Below are 23,726 nucleotides of genomic sequence, written 5' to 3' on the forward strand. Positions count from 1 at the left end.
CTGCTGGGATTCCTCAGCAGTCTTTTTTTATCCCCTATTAACGAGCAGTAAGACCCCCACTGATTAAAGTTTCACTTTATCCCCTCCCCCTATTACATCCACATTACGGAATTAACAACAAAATCATGAAAAATATACTTATTATGACAAATGTTAAGAAAACTCTTTCTTTATGAAATCGAAACCATATCCGTTGCTTTTCTTCCTATTATATGGCTAAATAGTTACTATATTTATTTGAAGGGAGAGAACGCAATGGAACATCATTCTTCTGTTCTATCACTTATGGTTGTCGTCGCAATCGCGTTTTTCGTTCCCCTTTTGTTACAGCGCTTTAAATTAAAAGCACTTCCTGTCGTTGTTGCAGAAATTATCGCAGGAATCTTTGTAGGTAAAAGTGGATTTAACATCATTGAGCCAGACATGTGGCTTCAAGTCTTATCAACACTAGGGTTTATCTTCCTAATGTTTTTAAGTGGTTTAGAAATTGACTTTTCGATCTTTAAACAAAAAGGGAAAAAGAATACGACAAACGAACCGAACACATTCCAAGCAGCAAGCATTATCTTCTTGTTTATTTTCATTTTATCTTATGCCCTATCATTACTATTCGTATGGCTAGGATTCGTAGACAATGCAATGTTCATGACTTTAATTATTTCAACTATTTCTTTAGGTGTTGTCGTACCAACATTGAAAGAAAATAACTTAGGAAAAACCGCAATCGGGCAAATCATTTTATTAGTCGCTGTTATTGCAGACTTAGTTACAATGATTTTACTCGCTGTATTCGTCGGATTAAATTCCGAAAGTGGCCAAAGCATGTGGCTTCTACTTCTTCTATTCGGTGCTGGTATTGTAATTTACTTTGTCGCAAGACGGTTTAAAAATATTCCATACCTAGAAAGCTTAAAAGCCGGTAGTGTACAAATTGATACACGAGCTGTTTTCGCACTCATCTTAATATTAGTTGGATTATCTGAATCTGTTGGGGCAGAAAATATTTTGGGAGCCTTTTTAGCAGGTGTACTCGTATCTTTATTATCACCAAATGAAGATATGGTTGAAAAACTTGATTCCATCGGATATGGCTTCTTCATTCCTATTTTCTTCGTAATGGTTGGTGTAAATCTAGAAGTATGGTCTATTTTTAACGAGCCTTCTAGTATGCTAATGATCCCAATTCTAATTGTGGGACTCTTTATTTCAAAACTGTTGCCATCACTCGTCTTACGAAAATGGTACCCACGCAATATCGTACTCGGAAGTGCTATTTTGTTAACATCAACACTTTCTTTAGTTATTGCGGCTGCACAAATTGGTGAAAAGCTAGGCATCATTAGCCCAAGTTTATCAGCATCTCTTATTTTAAGTGCAGTTATTACTTGTATTTTTGCACCTATATTATTTAAAAAGATGTTTCCACAAGTGGAAACACCAAAACCGAAAGTATCTATTATTGGTGCAAGCAGAATTACCCTTCCGTTATCACTTGATTTAAAACGTGAAGATTATGACGTAACACTATATATGATACGTCAAAATAAAATAAATGATGAGGAAGCGAAATCTCATGACTTCCCTATTGTAAAATTAGATGAGATTACTATTCAATCTTTAATGGAGCAAAAAGCTTTCGAAGCAGACCGTGTTGTTGTTGCGACAAGTGATGATGAACAAAACTTATTATTAGCAGAACACGCAAAAGAATTAGGTGTTGAACACGTCATCGCAAGTGTAGAAGATCCCCTTCTACAAGAAAAAGCAACTCAAGAACATATCGCTGTATTCTCGACTATTAACTCTACACGTATTTTATTACGTGCACTTATTGATAAACCGAGTCTCGTTCGCTTGATTACAACAGCAAATGAAACGGTGCGTGAGGTTGAACTACGAAGTAATAAATATAACGGCTTAGCACTTCGTCGCCTTCCGTTTCTAGGTGATGTACTGGTCATTCAAATTTACCGTGGTAATAAAGCATTAATACCACATGGTGATACGAAGTTACAGCATGGCGATACTTTACTTGTAACGGGTTCAAAAGAACATATTGATACAATGAAAAACATATTAGAGTAGAAAAACGCCCCTCACATAAATGAGGGGCATTTTTTCCCATTCCATATGGTAAAATGTTACTATCACATATTATGGGGATGGATCACATTATGTCTATTGTAACTTTAGCTCTATTATTATTAGCGGAAGTACTCGTTGCCATTATTCTCATCGGTGTTAGCATTGAAATTTGTAGTTACGGCTGGAAAAAATCAAATGGCGTCAAATACACTTGTCTTTTGCTTTCGCTCCTTATCGGAACTGCTAGCATACTCGGACTTTTCGCTGCACCTGCCTATTTCTTTATACAACTAACAGAAAAAGGATTATAAGAAAGGATGATATTATGATTACAGTGAAACATATTGATGCATCTGAAACATACTTATTACGTCAAAAGGTTTTGCGTCCCAATCAATCATTAGAAGATTGTAAATACGATTCAGATTACGAAACAGACGCCTTTCATTTAGGTGCATTTTTATATGATGAACTTGTTAGTATCGCCTCTTTCTCTAAAGAAATACATCCTGATTTACAAGCTGGTACCCACTATCGTCTACGAGGAATGGCAACATTACCTAATTTCCGAAACCAGCATGCTGGCAGCTCCTTAATCCGTAAAGCTGAACAAGTCCTCCAAGAACGCGAAGCAAATATTCTATGGTGTAATGCCCGAATTACCGTAGCGGATTATTACAAACGATTAGGCTTCTATGAGCATGGTGAAATCTTCGAGATTGATCCAATAGGACTACATAAAGTAATGTATAAAGAAATATAAGAAAAGCTTTCTGCATATTGCAGAAAGCTTTTCTTATATTTCATTTTCACTTTTTATTTTTTTCATATATATGTATATAAACAAACTAGGAATTAAAAAGCAAACAAACATAATAAGTCCTGTTATACCAATTTCCTTTATCGAAATATCCGGTGTTACAATGATACAAATAGCTAAAATCCCAATAACAATCCCTACTGGAATTAATAATAGTTTCATGAAATAACTACGAGATACTCCCCCTGTATGCTCATACACTTCCACCGAATTTTTTAAGTTTAAAAAGTTAATAACTATTATCCCGCCCATAAATACCATTAATAAATCCGAAACACTTTCATACCCTGCCCCTTGCAAGACGTAACGGTAAAAAACAATGCCTAGTATGACGACATTTTGTAAGATGAAAGCCAATCTAATATGTTTTAATCCCTCAATCATTAAACGTTCATCTTTCACGATTTTCACCCTATCACTCCTTTTCCTCCCAAAACAAATCATTCAATGTTTTATCTACTGCATAACAAATTTTCAAACATAAATCTAAAGATGGATTGTATTTCCCCTTCTCAATTAAACTAATTGTTTGCCTTGTGACGCCTACTTTTTCTGCTAATTGTTGTTGTGTTAAATCTAACTGAACACGTGCGACTTTTATTTTACTTACAGCCATTCATGTTCCTCCTCTGCCTTTATTGTAACATATATATTCCATTAAGTAATTTATATTTTACGTAATTGATTTGTTTTTTTCACTTTATTATACACAAAAAAGGAGCCTCTCATAAGAAGCCCCCTTCCCTATCTCTATACTATAAGAATAAATGACATCCAAATAAAATTGTAAATAAATATAGTAACGGATGTACTTCCATCCCTTTCCCCTTCACAATTTTTAATACTGGATACACTAAAAATCCAATTGCAATTCCATTTGCAATACTAGACGTTAACGGAATACCAACGAAAATTAAAAATGCTGGTAATGCATCTTCAAATTCATTCCAATTAATATCACGAATGCTTTGTGCCATTAAACTACCTACAATAATTAATGAAGGAGCTGTAATAGCAGCTACACTTGATAAAGACGCGATAACAGGGCTGAAAAATGCCGTTATAATCGTTAGACCAACAACTACAATACCTGTTAATCCAGTTTTACCACCTGCAGCAATGCCAGCTGACGATTCAATCGTTGCTGCTGTTGGGCTTGTTCCGAAGATAGAACCTGTCGTTCCGCCAATCGCATCTGCAATAAACGCTTTGCCAAAACGTTTCTCTGTATTATCTGTAATTAAACCAGCTTGTTTAATTAAACCGAGTAATGCACCTGTCGTATCAAATAAAAGTACAAGTAAAAATGAAAATACAACACCATATAATCCATACTGAATTACATCTGAAAAAGCATTGATTGGATTTGAAACGATAATACCCTCTGGTAAATGAGGCATCGCTACAATTTTATCCTCAAACTTCAGTTGCCCCGTAAAGAAGGCGATAATTCCTGTCACAATCATACTAATAAATAATGCACCACTCACACGTAATACCATTAATACTGCCGCTAAAATTAAACCAATTAAAGTTAAAATAACGGCTGGAGAATGAAAATCACCAATCGTAACTAAGTTAGATGGATGATCCACGATAATTCCAGATAGACGTAATCCAATAAAAGCAATAAATAGTCCAATTCCACCTGCAATTGCATGTTTTAAACTGTCAGGAATTGCGATAATTAGCTTTTGCCTAAATGAAGTGAAAGATAATAAAAGAAAAATAATGCCTGTTACAAAGACTGCTGAAAACGCAATGACATATGTAATCCCCTCTGCCTGTTGAACAACAGAATAAGCAAAATATGCATTCATTCCCATAGCTGGAGCAATAACAATTGGATAGTTAGCTAAAAACGCCATACATAGCGTCCCAATAACTGTCGCAATAATAGTTGCCGTAAACGCTTGATCAAATGGTACACCTGCATCAGATAATATTTTCGGATTGATGACAAGAATATACGCAAATGTAAAAAAAGTTGTGATGCCCGCTAAAAGCTCTTGCTTCACAGAAGTGTTATATTTTTGTAATTGAAACATGGCTATGTACCCTTCCTACACCTGAATTATTATCACACATTCTTTTCTTACTAGTATGTGAGAAAATATAATACTTAATCTTAACAATCAATAAAAAGAAGAGTCAATATATTCTCTAATAGTGAGAATTTTAAGTTTAAGTCTGACAAGTTCAGATGTAGTACAGTTCATTTTGATTATTTTTGTAGCATAACAGATAGAAATGTTTTATAATTTGAAATAGTTAAATATTTAGGTAGCTCATTCTACAAGGGGGATTCTTCTTATGCAGCACACAAACAAATCTGGAACTTTAAATCGAGGTTTAAAAGAACGACATATTACTTTAATGTCACTCGGTTCGGCTATTGGCGTTGGGCTATTTTTAGGATCTGCTTCTGCTATTAAACTAGCTGGTCCTTCCATCTTACTAGGTTATATGATCGCTGGACTCGTTATTTTTTTCATTATGCGAGCGCTCGGAGAAATGGCAATTGAACAACCGGTTGCCGGTTCTTTTAGTAAATATGCTAATGATTATATCGGTCCACTTGCTGGCTATATTACTGGTTGGAACTACTGGTTCTTATGGGTTGTTACTTGTATGGCTGAAATTACGGCGGCTGGAATTTACATGCAGTACTGGTTCCCAGATATCCCGCGCTGGACTTGGGCACTACTCGCTCTATTATTAATGAGCGCTTTCAACTTCTTATCAGTAAAAGTATTTGGAGAACTTGAGTTTTGGTTTGCTCTCATCAAAATTGTCACAATTATCTGTATGATAGTAATTGGCTTTGGTATTATTCTATTCGGATTTGGAAATGGCGGCGTTGCAACTGGTATTTCAAATCTTTGGGAACATGGGGGCTGGTTCCCAAATGGCTTCTCTGGATTATTGCTTTCCTTACAAATGGTATTATTCGCTTATTTAGGCGTTGAACTAATTGGTGTTACAGCTGGTGAAGCTCAAAACCCGAAGAAAACACTCGCAAAAGCTATCGATAACGTATTTTGGAGAATCCTAATCTTTTACGTCGGGGCATTATTCGTTATGATGGCAATTTATCCTTGGAACGAATTTGGTGAGAAAGGAAGTCCCTTCGTACTAACGTTCCAGCAAATCGGTATTGCAAAGGCAGCAGGTATTATTAACTTTGTCGTTTTAACAGCGGCTCTTTCATCTTGTAACGGTGGTTTGTTTAGTACAGGCCGTATGCTATTTACACTAGCAAAACAAAAGAAAGCACCTGAACGATTTGGACGTTTAAATAAAAATGGCATTCCAAGTCAAGGTATTGTAGCAACTGCGATTGTTTTACTCGTTGGCGTTATATTAAACTATCTCGTTCCTGCAAAAGTATTTACATGGTTAACTAGTATTTCAACTTTCGGGGCAATTTGGACTTGGGGTATTATATTAGTCGCTCAAATTAAATTCCGTAAAGGATTATCAACTGAGAAAAAAGACAAGCTCACGTATAAAATGCCTTTACATCCAGTAAGCTCTTACTTCTCACTTGGCTTCCTTGCACTTGTACTATGTATAATGGCGTATTCAGAAGATACACGAATTGCATTAATCGTTGGCCCAATTTGGCTTATTGGCTTAGCTATCGTGTATTACATGAAAGGATTTCATAAGATTGATGAAACACCTAATTCAAAGATTAGTTAAACAAGCTATCCCTTCCTTATTAATTGGAAGGGATTTTTTATTGTCTATATAAATATTTCTCAACAAAATTCACGGTATTTTTACAATTTTTTAATATTTTTTACGTTTTCTGTCTTTATTTTTTCAGAAAAATAAATTACATTATTAAAGCACATATATTTATTATTAGGGGGATTCTTCTATGAAGAATAAAAAATGGATTCAATTTTCTTTAGCAACAGCAATTACAATCAGTTTAGGAAGCGCTTATGTTCCATCTACTTATGCCGAAAGCTCTGTAGATCCAGCTCCTGAAATTGCTGCAAAGGTTGTAAATCAAAACAATGGGAAGAAAGTATTATTTGATAATACGCACGGTCAAACTGCAGGGACAGCTGACTGGGTTATTGATGGCGGCTTTTCTGATTTCGGAAACGGCATTGCCCAAAACGGATATCATGTAAAAGAACTTCGTAAATCAACACCTATTACATACGACGACTTAAAAAATTACAACGTGTTTATCGTTCCAGAGGCAAATATTCCTTACAAAAAATCTGAACAAGACGCAATGTTACAATACGTAAAAAATGGCGGCAGTATTTTCTTCATTGCCGATCATTATAATGCAGATCGTAATAAAAACCGCTGGGACTCCTCAGAAGTGTTCAATGGATATAGACGCGGGGCATGGGATAATCCAGCAAAGGGAATGTCTAATGAAGAAACAACTTCACAAGCTATGCAAGGAGTAGAAAGCTCTGATTGGCTATCCGATAATTTCGGTATTCGCTTCCGTTACAATGCACTTGGTGATGTTTCAGCTAAAAATATTGTCTCACCTGCGCAATCATTCGGAATTACAACTGGCGTTTCATCTGTAGCAATGCATGCCGGCTCTACCCTTGCGATTACAAATCCAAAACTAGCGAAAGGCCTTGTATATCTTCCAGAAAATCCATCAAAATGGAATAACGCTGTTGATAGCGGCGTTTATAACGGTGGTGGCGTTGCCGAGGGGCCTTATGCTGCTATTTCGAAAGTTGGTCTTGGAAAAGCTGCCTTTATTGGTGATTCTTCTCCTGTTGAAGATGCTACGCCAAAATATGTTCGCGAAGACTCAGGTCAAACAAAGAAAACTTATGATGGTTATAAAGAAGAAAACGATGCTGTTCTATTAGAAAACATCGTGAATTGGTTAGCGAAACAAGAAACATTTACAAGCTTAGATCAAGTGAGTGGTTTACAGCTTGATGCACCTACAGCTCTACAAACATTTGAACAACCAAGTTTATCAACAGAACCACAACCAGAACCTTGGAGCGCACCAACTCAAGGTTACCAGTGGTTCAATACAAATACTTTCAAACCAGGTTCATACGGCTATAACGGTGCAGTGACAACGAGTGATTACGTAATTACGCACCCTAGCATTCTACCAAACAATGAAGTGTTCCAAATGAAGATTCAAGTAAATAACTTATTACCAAATACAACATACAATAATTATTCTTTAGGTATCTTCACAACTGGCGGAACACAGGTGGCAAAAGTTCAAAATACAAATGGCACTTGGCCATCTTCTTTCGGATATAGCAGTGCATTCTCTTTCATAACAAATAGCCAAGGATCTGCTGAAAAAATTGTGAACGTACAACTTAATCCAAATACAACTGGACAAGCAACACTTCGCCTAAGACAAAACACAACAGCTAAATATAATGAGGCTGTAACGATTGGTAAGAAGTAAAGTAAAAGAAAAGGCAATCCGTAAAGGGATTGCCTTTTTCTCACTTCTCTTCTTTTGAGAAAAACATTCTTGAAATAACGATACCTATACTACCTACGATTAAGAATAACACCGCTCTAATCATCATCGACACCTCTGGTAGGTCGAGAAGGAATAACTTCCCTACTGTTACTACTAATACGACTAATCCAGCATATAATATTTCGTTCATCTGTCTATAACGGCCAAACCAAACTGCAAATAAAGCATATACCATCCATAATAATGATACAGATACGCTAATTATACTTCCATCTGTAGAAAGAACTTCACCGATCCTAGTAATTGTAATAAATACAATTACCATTAACGAGTAGAGCGCTATAGAATAAACATATTTACCTAAACTCGCTAACACTTCTTTTGCTTGTATCATGCAATAATAGAACGTTCCTATTAAAATAATATGAGCGACAAACCCTGCTGAAATGAACTCATCAAACGGGCTAAAAATCGTCTGTACCATTCCAATCGCATAAATCGTTGCACCTACATACAACTTAATATTTTGCTTTACTTTAATAGCAGTAACCATACCGAGGAAACCTTGTAACAATAATACGATCGCTGCATTCACCAAACTATACTCGTATAAAATCGCTAAACTAAATGATCCCATTGCAAAGCCAAATATTAGATTTGAAAATACCGAATGTTTATTCTTCCTATATTCAAGTACAAACATAACAGCATGCACAAATGAACTTATAACTAATCCCCACGTTGTAAATTCAGGAATTTGAGAAATGGCTAAAATAAAGAAAACTGCATTCGCACTAAATATCGCCAATCGTGCTTCTTGTATAAACCTTCTCTCCGAAAACATATGCCAAAATAATAGTAAATGAATTGCACCGTATACAACTGTTAACTGTACTTGCACATTCTCTACTAATATTGACATAACAACAAAGAAGACAAATAGGACAATTGCCGCAACAACATAAGAAATCATATACAAGTACTTATAAAGGTTTCTCAATGCATACCATAATAGGCTAATTGTTAATATCATCTCATAACTAAAGAAAATATACGTATTAGGAGTCGTACTATTTAACAAGAAAGGAACAAAAAATGCTCCCACCGCCACGAAAATAGCGAGATATTCCGATCTATATCTTTTCGCTAAATAAATCCCTAAAACAACCCATATAATGTTGCAAACAAACGCAATACTTGCAGGAATAAACTCATATAAATAATGTGCCGCAAACGTTGTTAAAACAATTCCCGTAATACTTCCTCCAGCTAATACTAACCCTAACGCTTGCCGCTCTCTTTTAATTTGTATATCTCCTACGTAATACAAGCCGGCAGATAGTACTATACCAAACACAACCCGTATCGCTGGTGTCAATAATCCGGCATCTACCCCTGCTTTGAATAACCAAATAACGCCAAGTAGCATAATACCGACAAATATGCGTGGTAACCACGTTTGACAAAACTTTATAATATTAAATGGTTCTGGTTTAAAAACAGATATATTTACTTGTTTTTCCTCAACTTTTTGAACAGGCTCTTTGATTTTCACTACATCTTCTTGTAACTTTTCATTACTTACCGCTTCAATATATTCTTTCTTTTCCTTATTAACATTTTGTTGAACTTTATCTACTTCTATTTTTCTTTGTTTCGCTTTCAATTCATAAAGTGCCTCTTGCATCGTTTCAATTGCCGTTTCGAGTGCTTCTATTTTCTTATTCAAATCCTCATTCATACGCTCCCCCCTCATCACTCATGTAAAACCTATATATTACCAATTACCTTTATCATACTCTTAGTCTATTCACTTTCAATACTATTTTTCCAAAAAAAGAAAGGTGTTTTCCGAAATAGGAAAACACCTCTTACTTATTTATTCTTATTTATAGCAATACTAACAATTACACCGAGGCAGACACCTACAAATGCCGGAACAATCCAACCTACACCTTCTGAATAAAACGGAAGCATTTTTAGTAGTGGTGTCCATTTATTCATCAGTACACTTTTGTTTAAAATATCAATCGCACTAAATACCGCTACGAGTCCAATCGTTACCGAATATACGTATACATACTTTCCAATATACTTATGGAATAACCCTAAAATAATAAGCGTTAGTGCAACTGGATAAATAAATCCAAGAATCGGTACCGATACTTTTAAAATTTGCGTTAATCCTAAATTAGCTAAAACCATACTAACAAAACTTAATATAAATGCCCAAACTTTATAAGATACTTTCGGAAATACACTTGCAAAAAACTGACTACAAGACGTAACCAGCCCAATTGAAACACATAAACATGCGATAGTAAAAATAAGGCCTAATAATACTACTCCGCCTTGTCCAAATAATGTCGTCATAACTTGTGCTAACACTTTCGCACCGTTATCAAATGTACCCAATGAACCACTAATTGAACCAACATATCCAAGAATGACATAAATAATAGATAATAAAAGCCCTGCTCCAATACCAGCAATACTCATATATTTCGCTAAACCTTTATCATCCGCTACACCTTTTGCACGCAGAGCATTTGCAATAACAATCCCAAATATTAAAGCTGCTAACGCATCCATCGTTAAATATCCATCTAAAAATCCTTGGAACATAGGAGCTTGTCCATAATTTCCTGCAGGCTCTTTCACACCGCCTACTGATGTAAACATACTTTTTATAAATATAATAGCAATCATACATAATAATAAAGGCGTTAACACCTTTCCAAACAAGCCCATTAATTTAGACGGTGATAAACTTAACCAGTAAACAATACTAAAGAAAATAGCCGTGTACAATAACAAAACTACGCTACCCGCTTCTGGGAACAACTGGCCTGGCCCCATTTCAAAAGCTAAACTTCCTGCACGTGGTATACCAAGACCTGGTCCAATAAATAAGTACACAATACACGGAAAAATAATTGCAAATGAAGAATGAACCCTGCCCGCTAACGTTTGAAAACTCCCTGCTTTCGCAATAGCGATAACACCTAATATAGGAAGCCCTGTTGCTGATATAATAAAACCTAACAATGCAATCCATACATGTTCTCCTGCTTCATATCCAAGGAAAGGTGGAAATATAAGATTTCCGGCCCCAAAGAACATAGAGAATAACATAAGACTAATAAGCAAAATTTCTTTTTTCTGTAACAATTTCATTTCTTTCTCCTTCTTCAATTTCACCTTACATGAAATCAATTCCACAAATAAAAAAATGCGGTAATCCGCTTCCTTACAAAGAAAACATAGTCCATAGTCTATCACAAAAGAAACACCCATTCTATAGCTATTTCCCTTTTCAAATTTCTTCTGAAAAATCAACCTTTATTGACTTATAATAGTTAATAAGGTAAAATATTAATCATATAATACTATTAACTTTGTTTTTTGCTTGTGTCAGGAGGAAAATATTATGGAATCAGCGATACAACTAGAAAGAGAACAACAAAGAAAAAAGAAACATCCTCCAGGTTTATACTTACTCTTCTTTACAGAAATGTGGGAAAGATTTAGTTACTATGGATTACGAGGATTATTAACATTATATTTAACAACAGCTTTAGTAAGTGGTGGTCTTGGGTTTAGTCCCGCTTGGGCACTCTCTATTTACGGATTTTATACTGGTGCTTGTTACTTCACACCATTGATCGGTGGATACTTAACGGACCGTTTTCTAGGCAAACGAAAAGCCATCACAATTGGTGGTATAACAATGGCAATCGGTAACCTTACACTATTTGCCTTGCAAAACCAAGTCGGTCTATACCTCGGATTAGCGCTTATTATTATCGGTAATGGATTCTTCAAACCGAATATCTCTACACTTGTTGGAGAATTATACGAAGAAAATGATCCAAAACGTGATAGTGCATTTACAATTTTCTATATGGGTATTAACGTCGGTTCATTTTTAGCTCCACTCGTTTGCGGGTTTTTATCAGAAAATTTATTCAAAACAACAGTAGATGGCGTTGCTCATTTCGGATTCCGTTACGGTTTCTTAGCCGCTTCAATCGGAATGATCATTGGACAAATTTTATTTACAACACTATCAAATCGCTTCCTTGGTGATATCGGTAAAAAACCAACTCGCGATTTGCAAACGGATGCTGGACAACAAACAATAGGAAATACACCGTTAACAAAAAAAGAAAAACAACGTACAACAGTTATCGTCATTTTAACATGCTTTGTTGTCTTCTTCTGGGCTGGATTTGAACAAGCTGGTAGTTCGTTAACATTATATACAAACAAATTTGTAGACCGCTCTGTGTTCGGATGGGAAGTTCCAACATCTTGGTTCCAATCGGTCAATCCGTTATTTATTATTTTACTTGCACCAGCTATTTCAGCATTATGGGCGAAACTGGCAACTAGAAAAAATGGTGACATGAAAATCCCAACAAAAATGGGACTTGGTATGATCTTACTCGGTATCGGTTATATTGTTCTTGTTATCGCTACATTAAAAACAGGCAGTGACGAACATAACATTACAGAAAAAGCAAACTTACTATTTATCGTCTTTACGTATCTTTTCCATACGTTAGGTGAGCTATTCTTATCACCTGTCGGGCTATCAATGGTTAGTGCTCTCGCTCCAGTAAAACTAGCCTCTTTATTAATGGGCGTATGGTTAGCAAGCTCAGGTATTGCTAATATTTTAGGCGGACAGCTTGCAAGCTTCACAACTTCACTTGGATATGCTGAAGTATTCACAGTTATTGGCGCTGTGGCGATTGTTTTAGGTTGTGTTTTATTATCAATTTCTAAGAAATTAGTGAAATGGATGGATTAAAAAAAGATGAGGAAAATTCCTCATCTTTTTTTACGCTTTCTTTCCCTTTTCTATTGCTTGTTCATACAAGCCTTTATGTTCTTTATATTCACTTGGCACGAAACTCTTATAGAAGAACGAAAGCCAGCTGTCTCCTTTTTTATATCCTTCTTCTCGAATTTCCGCTGCCTTTTTATTTGATTTAAATCCTTCAGTAAACCATTTCTTTAATGTTTCATTCTTTTCATACTTAGCAGGAACTTTTAAGTCGTAGTTTTCAAATGCATATGTATATCCAGCTTTTTCCGCTGCCTTTTTAGCGGCCTTATATCCCTTTTCATACGCGGTTTCATATACTTTCACATATGTATCCTTTTCAGTATTTCCAGGTTTCTTTTCAGCTAATTCTTTACCAGCCTTTTCACCAAGTTCCGCTTGTTCTTTTTCAATCTTTTCGGTTCTCTCTTTATTACCTACTTGGAAACCTTCTGCAAAGTTCACCTTAAACTCAGGAGTAATTTGACTATCGTCCATTGCTTCTTGTGTTAACCCTTGCTCTTTACCTTTTTCAAAATGTGCTTTTTTCTGTTCTTCTAAAGACCATGCCGCAGCATACGCAGTTGTAAATGCTTGTTTATATGCGTCTGACTTTCCAGCTACATGTCCTTCTGCATTATTCTTTCCTGCTTTAAAATCTGTCTCTCCACTTTTTTGACCTTCAAGCTGCCCTTTTTCCATGTCAGCTTGACGCTGGGCTTCCTCTTGCTTACGTGCCTCTTCTGCTTTTCTTTGCTCTTCGGCTACACGTTGTCTCTCTTCTTCAGCTTTGCGTTGTTCTTCTGCAGCACGCTGTCTCTCTTCCTCTGCTTTACGCTGTGCTTCTGCAGCACGTTGTTTTTCAGCCTCAGCATTGCGCTGCGCTTCTGCTTGTCTTTCAGCTTCTACAGCACCATTATTATTTTGACTAGGCGCAGGGCTTGTTGTTCCGCCGCTAGAAGCTGGTTTATTGTGATAATGATATTCCCCGTACTGCAATCCCCATTTTTCACAATTTGTACGACACGTATGTCCACCATTAGCATCTGTACGTCCTGGATGTGCATAAGCAGAAATTGGCGCTACCAATAACGCTACACTTGTTGTTAAAAGAAGTCTTTTTACTTGCTGTTTCACTTTTGTTCCTCCCAAAATCTAGAATCATTACTTTATTATATAAAAATAGAAAAATATTTAAATACCAACTAAAATATTCTTTTATTTCTCAACATTGGATAAAAAAAGAAGGTTCACTCTTTAAAGAGTGAACCTTCTTTTTTCTTTATTTCTTAGCCTTTGTTCCTACTAAATCACCCGTAATAACAAAACGCTTAGAATTATCCTTAACAGATACACATGTAATAAGTGTTATCTCATCTTTCCCATGATCCTCTACAACTTCCCATTTATCAGGAGTCACTTCAGATACACCGGTAACAGTATACTCATACTCATTTGCATTGTCATACAAATAAATTTTATCGTTCTTCTTTAAAGTTGATACATCACTAAATAAAACACCTTTTTTTGACATATTATGCCCTGCAAGTGCATAATTCCCTTGTCCCATTACTTGATTTTCTCTTACAGTTGCCGCACCTGATAATAAATTCTTTTCAGTCGACGCTTTTAAAACAGGAAGTTCTAATGAGATGCTCGGAATTGAAATACGACCGATTACTTGTTTTTTATCTAACGATGCACTCGCTACTTCTGCCAAGTCTGGTTGATTAATTTTTGAAGCATCTACAAATTCTGTATCATGCTTTTCATATTCCATCTTTTGAACAGCTTGTACATTCGCTGTCTGCTTCTTCTCTGCATTATATCCATCATAAAATGGCTTTCCGATTAATACACCACCTACAACAAATAGAAGGATTGCTACTATACTATAAATTCTTTGCTTATTCATATACAATTCCTTTCCGTTACAAAATCTTACTCTATATAAAATGATAAGACAATATTGCTATATGTACAAGTGTAAGCTAAAAAAGAAACCTTCTTGCATCAGCAAGAAGGTTTTTTTTAGACTAATTTATTTCTGTATAGGGATACGTAAAAGACTGTCATTTGAATAAAAAGCATGAAAAATAAAATATATAATGGATATCCAGGAATATATAAATTAGCTACAGGAGAAAGTGTTAAAAATCCAATAGCAATAACTATTCCATACCAAAATGAAATAAATGTTGTCCGGCATGCCTTTTGTGTAATTGCTTTTTCCCGCTCGTCTTCTTGTGGAAATAATAACGGGTACATCCAATAAGAAAGAGCTTTATGTTTCTTCTTTTGAACTTTATAAAAAATCGTCGTTATAATAGCTACAATTGTTAACAATCCTAATGGCATCATGTTGATTGTTACTTCAAACGGTAATTTCTCAGTTTCAATAATATTTGCCAGCTCTATCCAAGCATAATAGAGCTCAATAAACGCCCAAAAAGCTATCACAAATCTCAGCACATTTAAGATATAAGAAACCCCAATTCTATTCATCCTCTTCCCCCTCCTTATTTAAAACAAATACATCTTCCATCTTTAACTCGAATACATCACAAATCGTCAATGCTAGTAATAATGAAGGAACGTAATCCCCTTTTTCAATTGCAGCGATCGTTTGTCTCGTCACCCCAACCTTTTCTGCTAATACACTTTGCGTAAAATTAAAGCGAGCTCTTAATTCCTTCACCTTATTGCAAATGGTCAAATTTACCACCTCTTACCATCATTGTATGCTGTCCTTAACAAAATGTAAACTCAACTTAACATTATTTTTACAAAAAAATCCAACTTTACGTTTTGTAAAGTTGGATTACGTTTTAGTTTAAAATTGTAACTTTAACATTTTTTCTGCCCCAATTACTAGACGAGGCTTTATCCGGCATTAAAACATCGATTTTGTGACCTTTAATCGCGCCACCAGTATCTGCTGCAATTGCAATTCCATAGCCTTCAACATTTACAGTAGATCCTAATGGAATAACAGATGGATCCACCGCAATTAATTTCATTCCTGGGTTTGCAGTTAAGTTATAAGGCTTACCACCCGGTCCCCATGCAGAATATACTTGTTGACCTGCTGCATAACCATTTTCAGATGGATCTGCTGTATAAGCTGTTGCGTGTACATACATTTCTTTTCCGCCAGCAGTTACTTTAGGCTGTTCAGGCTCTACTTTCGAACTATTATTAGCAACTGGTTCAGCTGGTTTATTAGCAACTGGTTCAGCTGGTTTATTAGCTTTTTCTTGCTTTTGCTTTTCAGCAAATTCCGCTTGCGCTTTCGCTAAAGCTTCTTGCTCAGCCTTTGCAGCTGCTTCAGCTTTTGCGCGCTCTTCTGCTGCAATTCTTGCTGCTTCTTGTTCACGAGCAATTGTTTCTTGTACTGCTTTCATATTTGCTTCAACTTTTGCTTTCTCTTCCGCTGCTAAATTAAGTTGGCTTGCAACCTGATTATATTTAGCTTGAACTGTTTGTAAGTTATCTTGACGTTTTTTCAAGTTATCTTGCAAATCAGCTTGTGCTTTTGCTAATTTTTGTTTATCTACTACTAAAGATGCTTCTTTTTCATCAATCTCTTTTTTATCTTCTTCAATTTGACGAAGATCTTGTTCTTGTAGACGTAAAATTTCTTTATCTGCTTCTAGAATAGTCGTAACTGCGTTCATACGTTGTATGAAATCTGCAAAGTTTTTTGATTCTACAACAACTTCTACTACTAAACTCGTATTTGAGCTATTTTGAACAGAAACCATACGTTTTTTCATAATATCCTTACGAGCAAGGACTTTATCTTCTAAAACGACAATTTCGTTCTTTTTTTGTTCAATCTGCTTATGTGTTTCATCGATTTTACGTTGAATAGCAGCTTGATCCTCTTTATTTTTTGCAATTGTATTATTTAAATTATGTAGTTCATTTTCGATACCTTGAATTTCTTTACTAACAGCTTGCTTCTCTTGCTCTTTCTTCTGCATATCTGCATCGTTTTGCTGCAATTGCTGTTGCATGTTGTTAAGTTTCTCGTCGTTTGACTCTGCTTTTACAGCGACTGTACTAGAAAGAACGATAATTCCTGCTAATACTAGACTACTGATTCGCTTAAAATAGTTCATAATCCGACTCCCTTCTTATACAGTTATACATGATTTATTTTACAGTTTGTTTACAGAACCATTAAATACAGTTTATTTTTCATGACAAAAAAAGAGAATTGTGAACAAAATGTAATAGATTCTTAAATATTTAACAATTCCTATATTTAAAAATTATAAAAGATGCTAAAATCCAAATATAGAGAAATTAAAAATCCTAAAGGCGGTTGAATTAAATAAAATGTTTACTCAAAAGAAATCACTCCAACATAAAATTGATCAACTAGAAACTCATATACATGAACTAGAAGCAGAATTAAAACAAAAAGATGTGGAAAAACAAGAAATTATATCTTCTATCCATAATCGTGTAAAAAGCGTTATGCAAGAGCACGAACTTGTAAATAGCCAACATCATACACTCCAAAACTTAATTCAACAATTGAACGCATGCTTTGAAAATGTTTCTACGCGTACTACACATTCCAACGAATTAAATAACGAAATGCTACAAAAAGAGCAAAACTTAATTCAATCTATTGAAGAAATTATCGATTGCTCTAATGAAGGAAAAGAATCCGTTCATCGCTTACTCATTGTAATTAATAGATTAGGTGAACAATCTCAACGTACTTCTAATAGTATGAATCATTTAAGCGAACGCTCTAAAGAAATTGAACAAATTGTAGAAGTGATTCAAAACATTGCAGCACAAACAAATTTACTAGCGTTGAATGCAAGTATTGAAGCTGCACGTGCTGGAGAACACGGTAAAGGATTTGCTGTTGTTGCTAATGAAGTAAGAAAACTAGCTGAAAGTACAGCTGAAAGTACAAAAAACATCGGTAACTTAACGAAAAAAATTCAAGAAGAAATTGAAAAAGCATATGAAAATACAAAAGATAATTTACATTTAGTTGATGAAGGTGTAGAAATGAGCGCTGATACTAACGCTAGAATTGAAAATATTTTAATGATGATTCAAACATTACAAAGTGGTGCTACAAATGTTATTAAAGCTATCGAAAACCAAAAATCTTGTAATGATGATATATTACGTGAATTCGCTAATACACAACAAATGTTCCAAAAGTTAAATACTACTATTATGAATCATATTCATGATACTGAGAAAGTCGATGTTCAATTAACGAAAAGTCTTGAAGAAACAGTAGTTTCTCATTAATAATAAAAATCCCTTATACTGTTATAAGGGATTTTTATTATATTTTGAATATTTATTTCTTCTCAATATTCATCCGTATTCTTGTTATAATGGACAAGTTGTTTCTTTCGACTAATAAACAAGGAGGTTATTATGGAACAATTTTATTACATTTTAAAATATTTAATTCTTGGTCTATTCCAAGGACTAACAGAACCAATTCCAATTTCTTCAAGCGGTCACCTCGTTTTAGCACAGCATTTGCTAGGACTAAAAATAGAAGGGTTTAGCTTTGAGCTACTTGTTAATTCAGCTTCATTATTAGCTGTATTACTTATTTATAGAAATGACTTAATTCGTCTAACAAAGAATGGTCTATCTTATATATTCACAAGAGCAGAAGATGCAAAATCCGATTTCTTCTTTATTATTTACCTTGTTATTGCAACCATTCCAGCAGGTGTAATTGGAGTTTTATTTAAAGATTATATCGACCACTATTTAAAAGGTGTTAAAATGGTTGGGATTTCCCTTCTTATTACTGCTATCGGCCTTTGGATTATTCGAAACTTGCGTGGACGTAAAAATGATGGCGACCTTTCTATGAAAGATGCAATCATTATTGGTCTAGCACAAGCTTGTGCACTAATTCCTGGTATAAGCAGATCAGGTGCTACAATCGTGGCAGCAATGTTACTTGGTATGAAGCAAGAAACAGCTCTTCGCTTCTCATTCTTACTATACATTCCTGTTAGCTTAGGTGGGTTATTGTTAAGTATTACAGACATTGCAAACGATCCAAATTTAGATACATTATTTGTACCTTATATTGTTGCTTTCATCGCAACATTTGTCATGACATATATTTCATTAAAATGGTTTATGAACATTATGGCAAAAGGAAATTTAAAATACTTCTCTTTCTACTGTATTATCGTAGGTGTGCTAACTATCATTTTCTTATAAAATGAAACTTTAATCAGTGAGGGTTTTGTTCATCCCCCCTGATTATTAGCCCTCACCAATCGGGCTTTTACGGGCAGCAGGGCTCCCACCTAACTTCTTTGCTCCACCTGAATTTTGAGGTGGGAGTTTTACTGCCCACAAATAGCGGGATAAAAAACCACTTACTGCCCTCATACAGTAAGTGGTTTTTCCTTATGCATAAACTTTCTTTTCCTGACAATACAAGCGAATAACATGTGTATTTTTTTGAAATAAATCATGTGTTAAGCGAATAATAATAAAATTTCGTTTTGTATTATCATCATGAACAAAAATCTGTTCCCCCTCTTGAAAACGCCATGTGCTTTCAAAAGTTGTAATATGATCCCCGCTTACCGAAAAAAGCTCATATTGCATATCATGTACCCTCTTTCAACTTGTATAATCATAATATCTTTATATTAAACTTATTATAACTTAATCTATTTTAAATTTGTAATTTTTTCTATTTCGAGCTATTTCAACTTTGTTTTACATTCTTTTAAGCGCTATAATGATAAACGAAATTTCATTGAAAGGAGCTTCATTTTGACTGCATATTTATTTCCAGTAAAAACAGCTTTTATTTTATTTCCTATTTTAGCAATGTTTCTATTAATTCCTTTTTTAATATTTAATTATCGAAAATACGGTTATTTAAATAAATGGCGCTCATTTATTTTATACTCATTATTACTTTACTTATTAAATGCCTATTTTCTTGTTATTTTGCCGTTACCACAAACGTATGATACTTGTAGCCTACAACCCGCTAATACACAGCATATGCAACTCTCACCATTTTATTTCATACAAGAGATTAGTAATCATACATCGGCAATTTTAACGAAACCTACTACTTATTTCTTGTTATTAAAAGAATCTGCATTTTTACAAGTTGCTTTTAACGTTCTATTAACCGTTCCATTCGGTATTTACTTACGTTATTATTTCCGACGTAGTTTCTTCCAAACAGTGTGCATTTCTTTTTGCCTTTCACTGTTCTTTGAATTAACACAAGTAACTGGATTATATGGTATTTATAATTGTGCATATCGCTTATTCGATATCGACGATCTGTTTTTAAACACACTAGGCGGCGTAATCGGTTTTATCATTGCACCAATATTTACGTACTTCCTGCCAAAAACAAGCGAATTAGATAGTCATATTGATTTGGAAACGAAACCAGTCGGATTCGTTCGTCGTCTCATCGCTATGCAAATTGATTGGATCTTCTTATCTATCGTTGTAACTTTCATTAAAAACAAAGGAAACTCACTATTTATTTCTAACATCCAATCTTATACAAATGTATACGAACTCCTTTTCATCGCATGTTCAATCTTAATTTACTTTATTATCATCCCATACTTTACAAATGGAAGAACAATAGGGAAAGCGTTGCTTCGTATTTACATTAAAGGACAAGCAGAGCGTATTACACTAAAAGAATTATTCATTCGTTACGGTATATTCTATTTCATTTTAGGTGGAATCAATTACATTCTTTCTAGTAGCTCTATTTTAAATCATACAGAGCCTTTAGTATTACTAGTTATACTGTTATTCCAATTTGTAATTAACGGGCTATTTATTATTCATGTTTTATTACATTTATTTAGTAGTGATAAATTACTATTTTACGAGCGTATTAGTCATACAAGAAATGCAATTACACTTAAAAAAGCTGACAAATACTAATTTGTCAGCTTTTTTTCATAATCGTAAATAACTTTTCTGTATAAGGGCTTAAAAATATTCCTGTTTCATCTAGTGACTTCCTCACTTTTAGAAACGAGTGCAATTCTGGATATATATTTTGCAATTTTTCGTACGTTAACGTATGCATTTTCCCCCAATGTGGGCGCCCTTCATACTTTAGAAAAATTTTCTCCACTTCACCAAAATAAGCGGCATACTTCATACCTTTATACATATGAACAGCTATATACGCTGAATCTCTTCCATATGCTGGACTGAGCCATATATCATCACCTCTCACGTAGCGGCATTCAATCGGGAAGTGCACCTTATACTTTTTCTTTTCAATAAGATTTGAAATTTCTTCTACAACAGCCCTCATATACTTTGAAGGGACACTGTACTCCATTTCATAAAATGGAACTGTACGTGATGTAGCGAATACTTCATAGCTTGATCCAATTATTTTCGTGTTCGGTACAGCCTTAGCTGATAATCGGCTTACTCCTTTACTTATAGAAGGAAACCATTTACACCCTTTAGATAATAAAGAGAACATCCTATTTTCAAGTAACTCCACCTTTAGTTTATGCCATTTCAAATCACTTTCTTTACTCGTTGTTTCGTTTGTAAATTTCACTTGCACTTCATCTGAATAAGGAAAAACGAAAAATTCAAAATGACGATTCTTCTTATATTCTTCTAGTTTGTTCATTACAGTAGACAATGATTGTTTTTCACTTTCATAAACAAGCGAATACGCTGGGATAACCTTCAATTTTATCTTTGCAATGATACCTAGCATTCCAAGTGACAACTGAAATGCTTTCCAATATTCGGCGTTCTCGGCTTCTGAACAAACTATACTCTCACCTGTTGATAAAACTGCCGTGATCTCTATAACTTGTGTTGATAAACTCCCAAATGTAACACCCGTCCCATGAGTCCCCGTACTAATCGCTCCTGCAATAGATTGTGAATCAATATCTCCTAAATTTTCTTGCGCATAACCTTTTTCCTGAAGTAACTTCCCTAAATCATGTAACTTTGTTCCCGCCCATACTTCGGCAACCATCTTCTCTGCATCAATATTCACAATGCCCTTCAATTCATCTAAAGAAACTAAAATTTCTTCCGTTTGCACAAGAGGTGTAAACGAATGACCTGAACCGACAACACGAATTTTCTTTCCTTTTTTTCGTGCAAGCCCCACAACTTCTACTACATCTTGTATACTTTTTGGATACATCGTATAATGCGGCGTTCCTTCTACATTCCCTGTCCAATTTCTCCATTTTTGTCCCTTTATAGAAAGCATTGTCCATCCCCCCGATATGTTGAATACTCTCCAACAATTTCCCCTTGTTTAATGCGATATAAAATAGGAAAACGCTCACATAACTCCCCAGCTTTACTATGGCGAAACAAGATAGAATCTCCTATATCCACTCGTTCCTCGCCGTTATAAAAAATTGGTGTTTGCACTTCACCAGCACCTTCTAAAGCTAATAGTTTTGCACCATGCGGCATCCAAACCTCAGGCTCTTTATCTTTACCAACTGCACCTGAGGCAATATATCCGCCACCTAGGCAAGTATAAATAAAAGGATCCGGTTTACGTACAACTGGTAAAGCAAATCCGGCAGCTGGCTGAAATTTTACTTCTTTATAATAGTCAAACAGTTTAGGAGAGTAAAAGGCGGATCCTACAGTAATCTCTGAAACTGAGTTATCTTGCTCAGTTGTTTTTATACTTCCTGTTCCCCCCCCATTTACAAATCTTAGTTCAATACCAAGGTTTTGTATTTCTTTTACGATACGTTCTCTTCTTTCTTTAACCTCTAACACTGATTTCTTCTTTAAATACGAAACAGCTTTACTTTTCATCCATTGATTCGGTATATGATCCCCCACCCCGGCAATTTGAGCTTCATATCCCATTACACCATCTAGTATTAAATATGATGAGCCCTTCACCTTTTCTACTATTTTCAAAGCGCTCTGCACATCTTTTACGGGGGATCTTTTTACACCAAAATGAAATTTCAAAAAACGACTACTCATATCAATATCCAAACAAACGCGAAAACACCCTTTAGACTTCTCAGCAATCTTTTCTAAATAAGTAATATGGTCTTCACAATCTACCATACAAGTTATAATGTGCCCTTGCTTTGTTAGCAAACTAATTTCATGTAAAGCTCTTTCATCATAAACAGGATATCCGAGCAATAAATCATTAAACCCTTGTTCAATTAAAAACAAAGCTTCTCTAGGAGAAAAACACATAATACCTTGAAACCGATTATTTGCAGCTAAAATCTTTTTCATAATTGGAACAGAGCGTAATGATTTACTCGCTATACGAATTTTCTTATCTCCACTTAACTCTATAATCGATTGAATATTCCTCTCTAAAGCCACTTCATCTAAAAATGCACACGGTAATGGAACTTCCTTAAAAATTCCTCTATCCACATTTTTCTCTCCTCTTCTATATATGTCTTATACATATTGGAAAGAAAAAATGATTTTCCTGTTTTCAAATAAAAAAAGTTTCTTCTTCACGAAGAAACTTT

The 23,726-nt window shown here is 34.9% G+C and carries 21 protein-coding genes and 1 pseudogene; 9 read left to right on the forward strand and 13 right to left on the reverse strand.

The window, feature by feature from the left end; all coding sequences use genetic code 11:
• Window positions 1–255: 255 nt before the first annotated feature.
• Genes AC1DS7_RS15275 through AC1DS7_RS15285 form a run of 3 tightly spaced genes read left to right on the forward strand, consistent with a single transcriptional unit; the run spans window position 256 to window position 2,848 of the window.
• A complete protein-coding gene (locus AC1DS7_RS15275) occupies window positions 256–2,085 on the forward strand; it encodes a monovalent cation:proton antiporter family protein (protein WP_002140414.1) in 1,830 nt (609 codons plus the stop codon).
• A 53-nt stretch (window positions 2,086–2,138) separates the two neighbouring features.
• Window positions 2,139–2,396: a DUF4022 family protein gene (locus tag AC1DS7_RS15280; protein WP_080019745.1), complete on the forward strand. Its 258-nt coding sequence runs from the start codon at window positions 2,139–2,141 to the stop codon at window positions 2,394–2,396.
• Window positions 2,397–2,410: 14 nt separating this feature from the next.
• The gene (locus tag AC1DS7_RS15285) at window positions 2,411–2,848 is read left to right on the forward strand and encodes a GNAT family N-acetyltransferase (protein ID WP_002140412.1); all 438 of its coding nucleotides are present in this window, start codon (window positions 2,411–2,413) and stop codon (window positions 2,846–2,848) included.
• A gap of 33 nt (window positions 2,849–2,881) precedes the next feature.
• Here the strand turns inward: AC1DS7_RS15285 and AC1DS7_RS15290 are convergent, their stop codons facing one another.
• The 3 genes from AC1DS7_RS15290 to AC1DS7_RS15300 form a co-directional block, all read right to left on the reverse strand.
• Entirely contained in the window at window positions 2,882–3,316 is a 435-nt protein-coding gene (locus AC1DS7_RS15290) for a hypothetical protein (RefSeq protein ID WP_476999102.1), read from the reverse strand.
• 4 nt (window positions 3,317–3,320) lie between these two features.
• A complete protein-coding gene (locus AC1DS7_RS15295; protein WP_000301182.1) occupies window positions 3,321–3,521 on the reverse strand; it encodes a helix-turn-helix transcriptional regulator in 201 nt (66 codons plus the stop codon).
• A gap of 139 nt (window positions 3,522–3,660) precedes the next feature.
• On the reverse strand, window positions 3,661–4,953 hold the full coding sequence (locus AC1DS7_RS15300; protein WP_002029772.1) for an NCS2 family permease: 1,293 nt from the start codon (window positions 4,951–4,953) through the stop codon (window positions 3,661–3,663).
• 265 nt (window positions 4,954–5,218) lie between these two features.
• Between AC1DS7_RS15300 and AC1DS7_RS15305 the strand changes: the two genes are divergently transcribed.
• Together AC1DS7_RS15305 and AC1DS7_RS15310 are read left to right on the forward strand one after the other, a co-directional pair.
• The gene (locus AC1DS7_RS15305) at window positions 5,219–6,610 is read left to right on the forward strand and encodes an amino acid permease (RefSeq protein WP_002140410.1); all 1,392 of its coding nucleotides are present in this window, start codon (window positions 5,219–5,221) and stop codon (window positions 6,608–6,610) included.
• Between the two features lie 181 nt (window positions 6,611–6,791).
• Window positions 6,792–8,339, forward strand: a complete 1,548-nt coding sequence (locus AC1DS7_RS15310; protein WP_215588729.1) for a DNA-binding protein — start codon at window positions 6,792–6,794, stop codon at window positions 8,337–8,339.
• 40 nt (window positions 8,340–8,379) lie between these two features.
• On the opposite strand, the gene AC1DS7_RS15315 is transcribed toward AC1DS7_RS15310, so the two are convergent.
• The gene (locus AC1DS7_RS15315) at window positions 8,380–10,101 is read right to left on the reverse strand and encodes a DUF2339 domain-containing protein (protein WP_215588728.1); all 1,722 of its coding nucleotides are present in this window, start codon (window positions 10,099–10,101) and stop codon (window positions 8,380–8,382) included.
• A 134-nt stretch (window positions 10,102–10,235) separates the two neighbouring features.
• Window positions 10,236–11,537, reverse strand: coding sequence for a branched-chain amino acid transport system II carrier protein BrnQ1 (gene brnQ1 / locus AC1DS7_RS15320; RefSeq protein ID WP_394818271.1), 1,302 nt, complete (start codon window positions 11,535–11,537; stop codon window positions 10,236–10,238).
• A gap of 253 nt (window positions 11,538–11,790) precedes the next feature.
• Between brnQ1 and AC1DS7_RS15325 the strand changes: the two genes are divergently transcribed.
• Window positions 11,791–13,176 carry a peptide MFS transporter gene (locus tag AC1DS7_RS15325; RefSeq protein WP_002090906.1) on the forward strand — a complete coding sequence of 462 codons (1,386 nt, stop codon included), beginning with the start codon at window positions 11,791–11,793 and terminating at the stop codon, window positions 13,174–13,176.
• Between the two features lie 30 nt (window positions 13,177–13,206).
• On the opposite strand, the gene AC1DS7_RS15330 is transcribed toward AC1DS7_RS15325, so the two are convergent.
• The 5 genes from AC1DS7_RS15330 to AC1DS7_RS15350 all read right to left on the reverse strand — a co-directional run bounded on the left by AC1DS7_RS15330 (window position 13,207) and on the right by AC1DS7_RS15350 (window position 17,315).
• Window positions 13,207–14,328 (reverse strand): YHYH domain-containing protein, encoded by a 1,122-nt coding sequence (locus AC1DS7_RS15330; protein ID WP_012260322.1) that lies wholly within the window; start codon window positions 14,326–14,328, stop codon window positions 13,207–13,209.
• Between the two features lie 145 nt (window positions 14,329–14,473).
• The gene (locus tag AC1DS7_RS15335) at window positions 14,474–15,106 is read right to left on the reverse strand and encodes a class A sortase (protein ID WP_002186970.1); all 633 of its coding nucleotides are present in this window, start codon (window positions 15,104–15,106) and stop codon (window positions 14,474–14,476) included.
• 116 nt (window positions 15,107–15,222) lie between these two features.
• Window positions 15,223–15,696, reverse strand: coding sequence for a DUF2178 domain-containing protein (locus AC1DS7_RS15340; protein WP_002134421.1), 474 nt, complete (start codon window positions 15,694–15,696; stop codon window positions 15,223–15,225).
• Complete coding sequence (locus AC1DS7_RS15345; RefSeq protein WP_078185072.1) at window positions 15,689–15,916, reverse strand: helix-turn-helix transcriptional regulator; 228 nt, start codon at window positions 15,914–15,916, stop codon at window positions 15,689–15,691. Before AC1DS7_RS15345 ends, AC1DS7_RS15340 begins: the two co-directional genes overlap by 8 nt.
• Before the next feature lie 103 nt (window positions 15,917–16,019).
• Window positions 16,020–17,315 (reverse strand): 3D domain-containing protein, encoded by a 1,296-nt coding sequence (locus AC1DS7_RS15350; protein ID WP_002029782.1) that lies wholly within the window; start codon window positions 17,313–17,315, stop codon window positions 16,020–16,022.
• Between the two features lie 661 nt (window positions 17,316–17,976).
• Here AC1DS7_RS15350 and AC1DS7_RS15355 point away from each other — a divergent pair.
• A pseudogene (locus AC1DS7_RS15355) lies at window positions 17,977–18,480 on the forward strand (methyl-accepting chemotaxis protein); the annotation flags it as partial.
• A 132-nt stretch (window positions 18,481–18,612) separates the two neighbouring features.
• Entirely contained in the window at window positions 18,613–19,425 is an 813-nt protein-coding gene (locus AC1DS7_RS15360; protein ID WP_002010553.1) for an undecaprenyl-diphosphate phosphatase, read from the forward strand.
• A gap of 192 nt (window positions 19,426–19,617) precedes the next feature.
• Here AC1DS7_RS15360 and AC1DS7_RS15365 read toward each other — a convergent pair whose 3' ends face one another.
• Window positions 19,618–19,821, reverse strand: a complete 204-nt coding sequence (locus tag AC1DS7_RS15365; protein WP_002010557.1) for a hypothetical protein — start codon at window positions 19,819–19,821, stop codon at window positions 19,618–19,620.
• A 171-nt stretch (window positions 19,822–19,992) separates the two neighbouring features.
• On the opposite strand from AC1DS7_RS15365, the gene AC1DS7_RS15370 reads away from it, so the two are divergent.
• Window positions 19,993–21,147: a VanZ family protein gene (locus AC1DS7_RS15370; protein ID WP_215588727.1), complete on the forward strand. Its 1,155-nt coding sequence runs from the start codon at window positions 19,993–19,995 to the stop codon at window positions 21,145–21,147.
• Window positions 21,148–21,151: 4 nt separating this feature from the next.
• Here AC1DS7_RS15370 and AC1DS7_RS15375 read toward each other — a convergent pair whose 3' ends face one another.
• A complete protein-coding gene (locus AC1DS7_RS15375) occupies window positions 21,152–22,465 on the reverse strand; it encodes a D-arabinono-1,4-lactone oxidase (protein WP_215588726.1) in 1,314 nt (437 codons plus the stop codon).
• On the reverse strand, window positions 22,453–23,625 hold the full coding sequence (locus tag AC1DS7_RS15380; protein WP_002029787.1) for an amino acid deaminase/aldolase: 1,173 nt from the start codon (window positions 23,623–23,625) through the stop codon (window positions 22,453–22,455). Before AC1DS7_RS15380 ends, AC1DS7_RS15375 begins: the two co-directional genes overlap by 13 nt.
• Window positions 23,626–23,726: the final 101 nt, after the last annotated feature.

The organism is Bacillus sp. P4_E1, assembly GCF_056401715.1.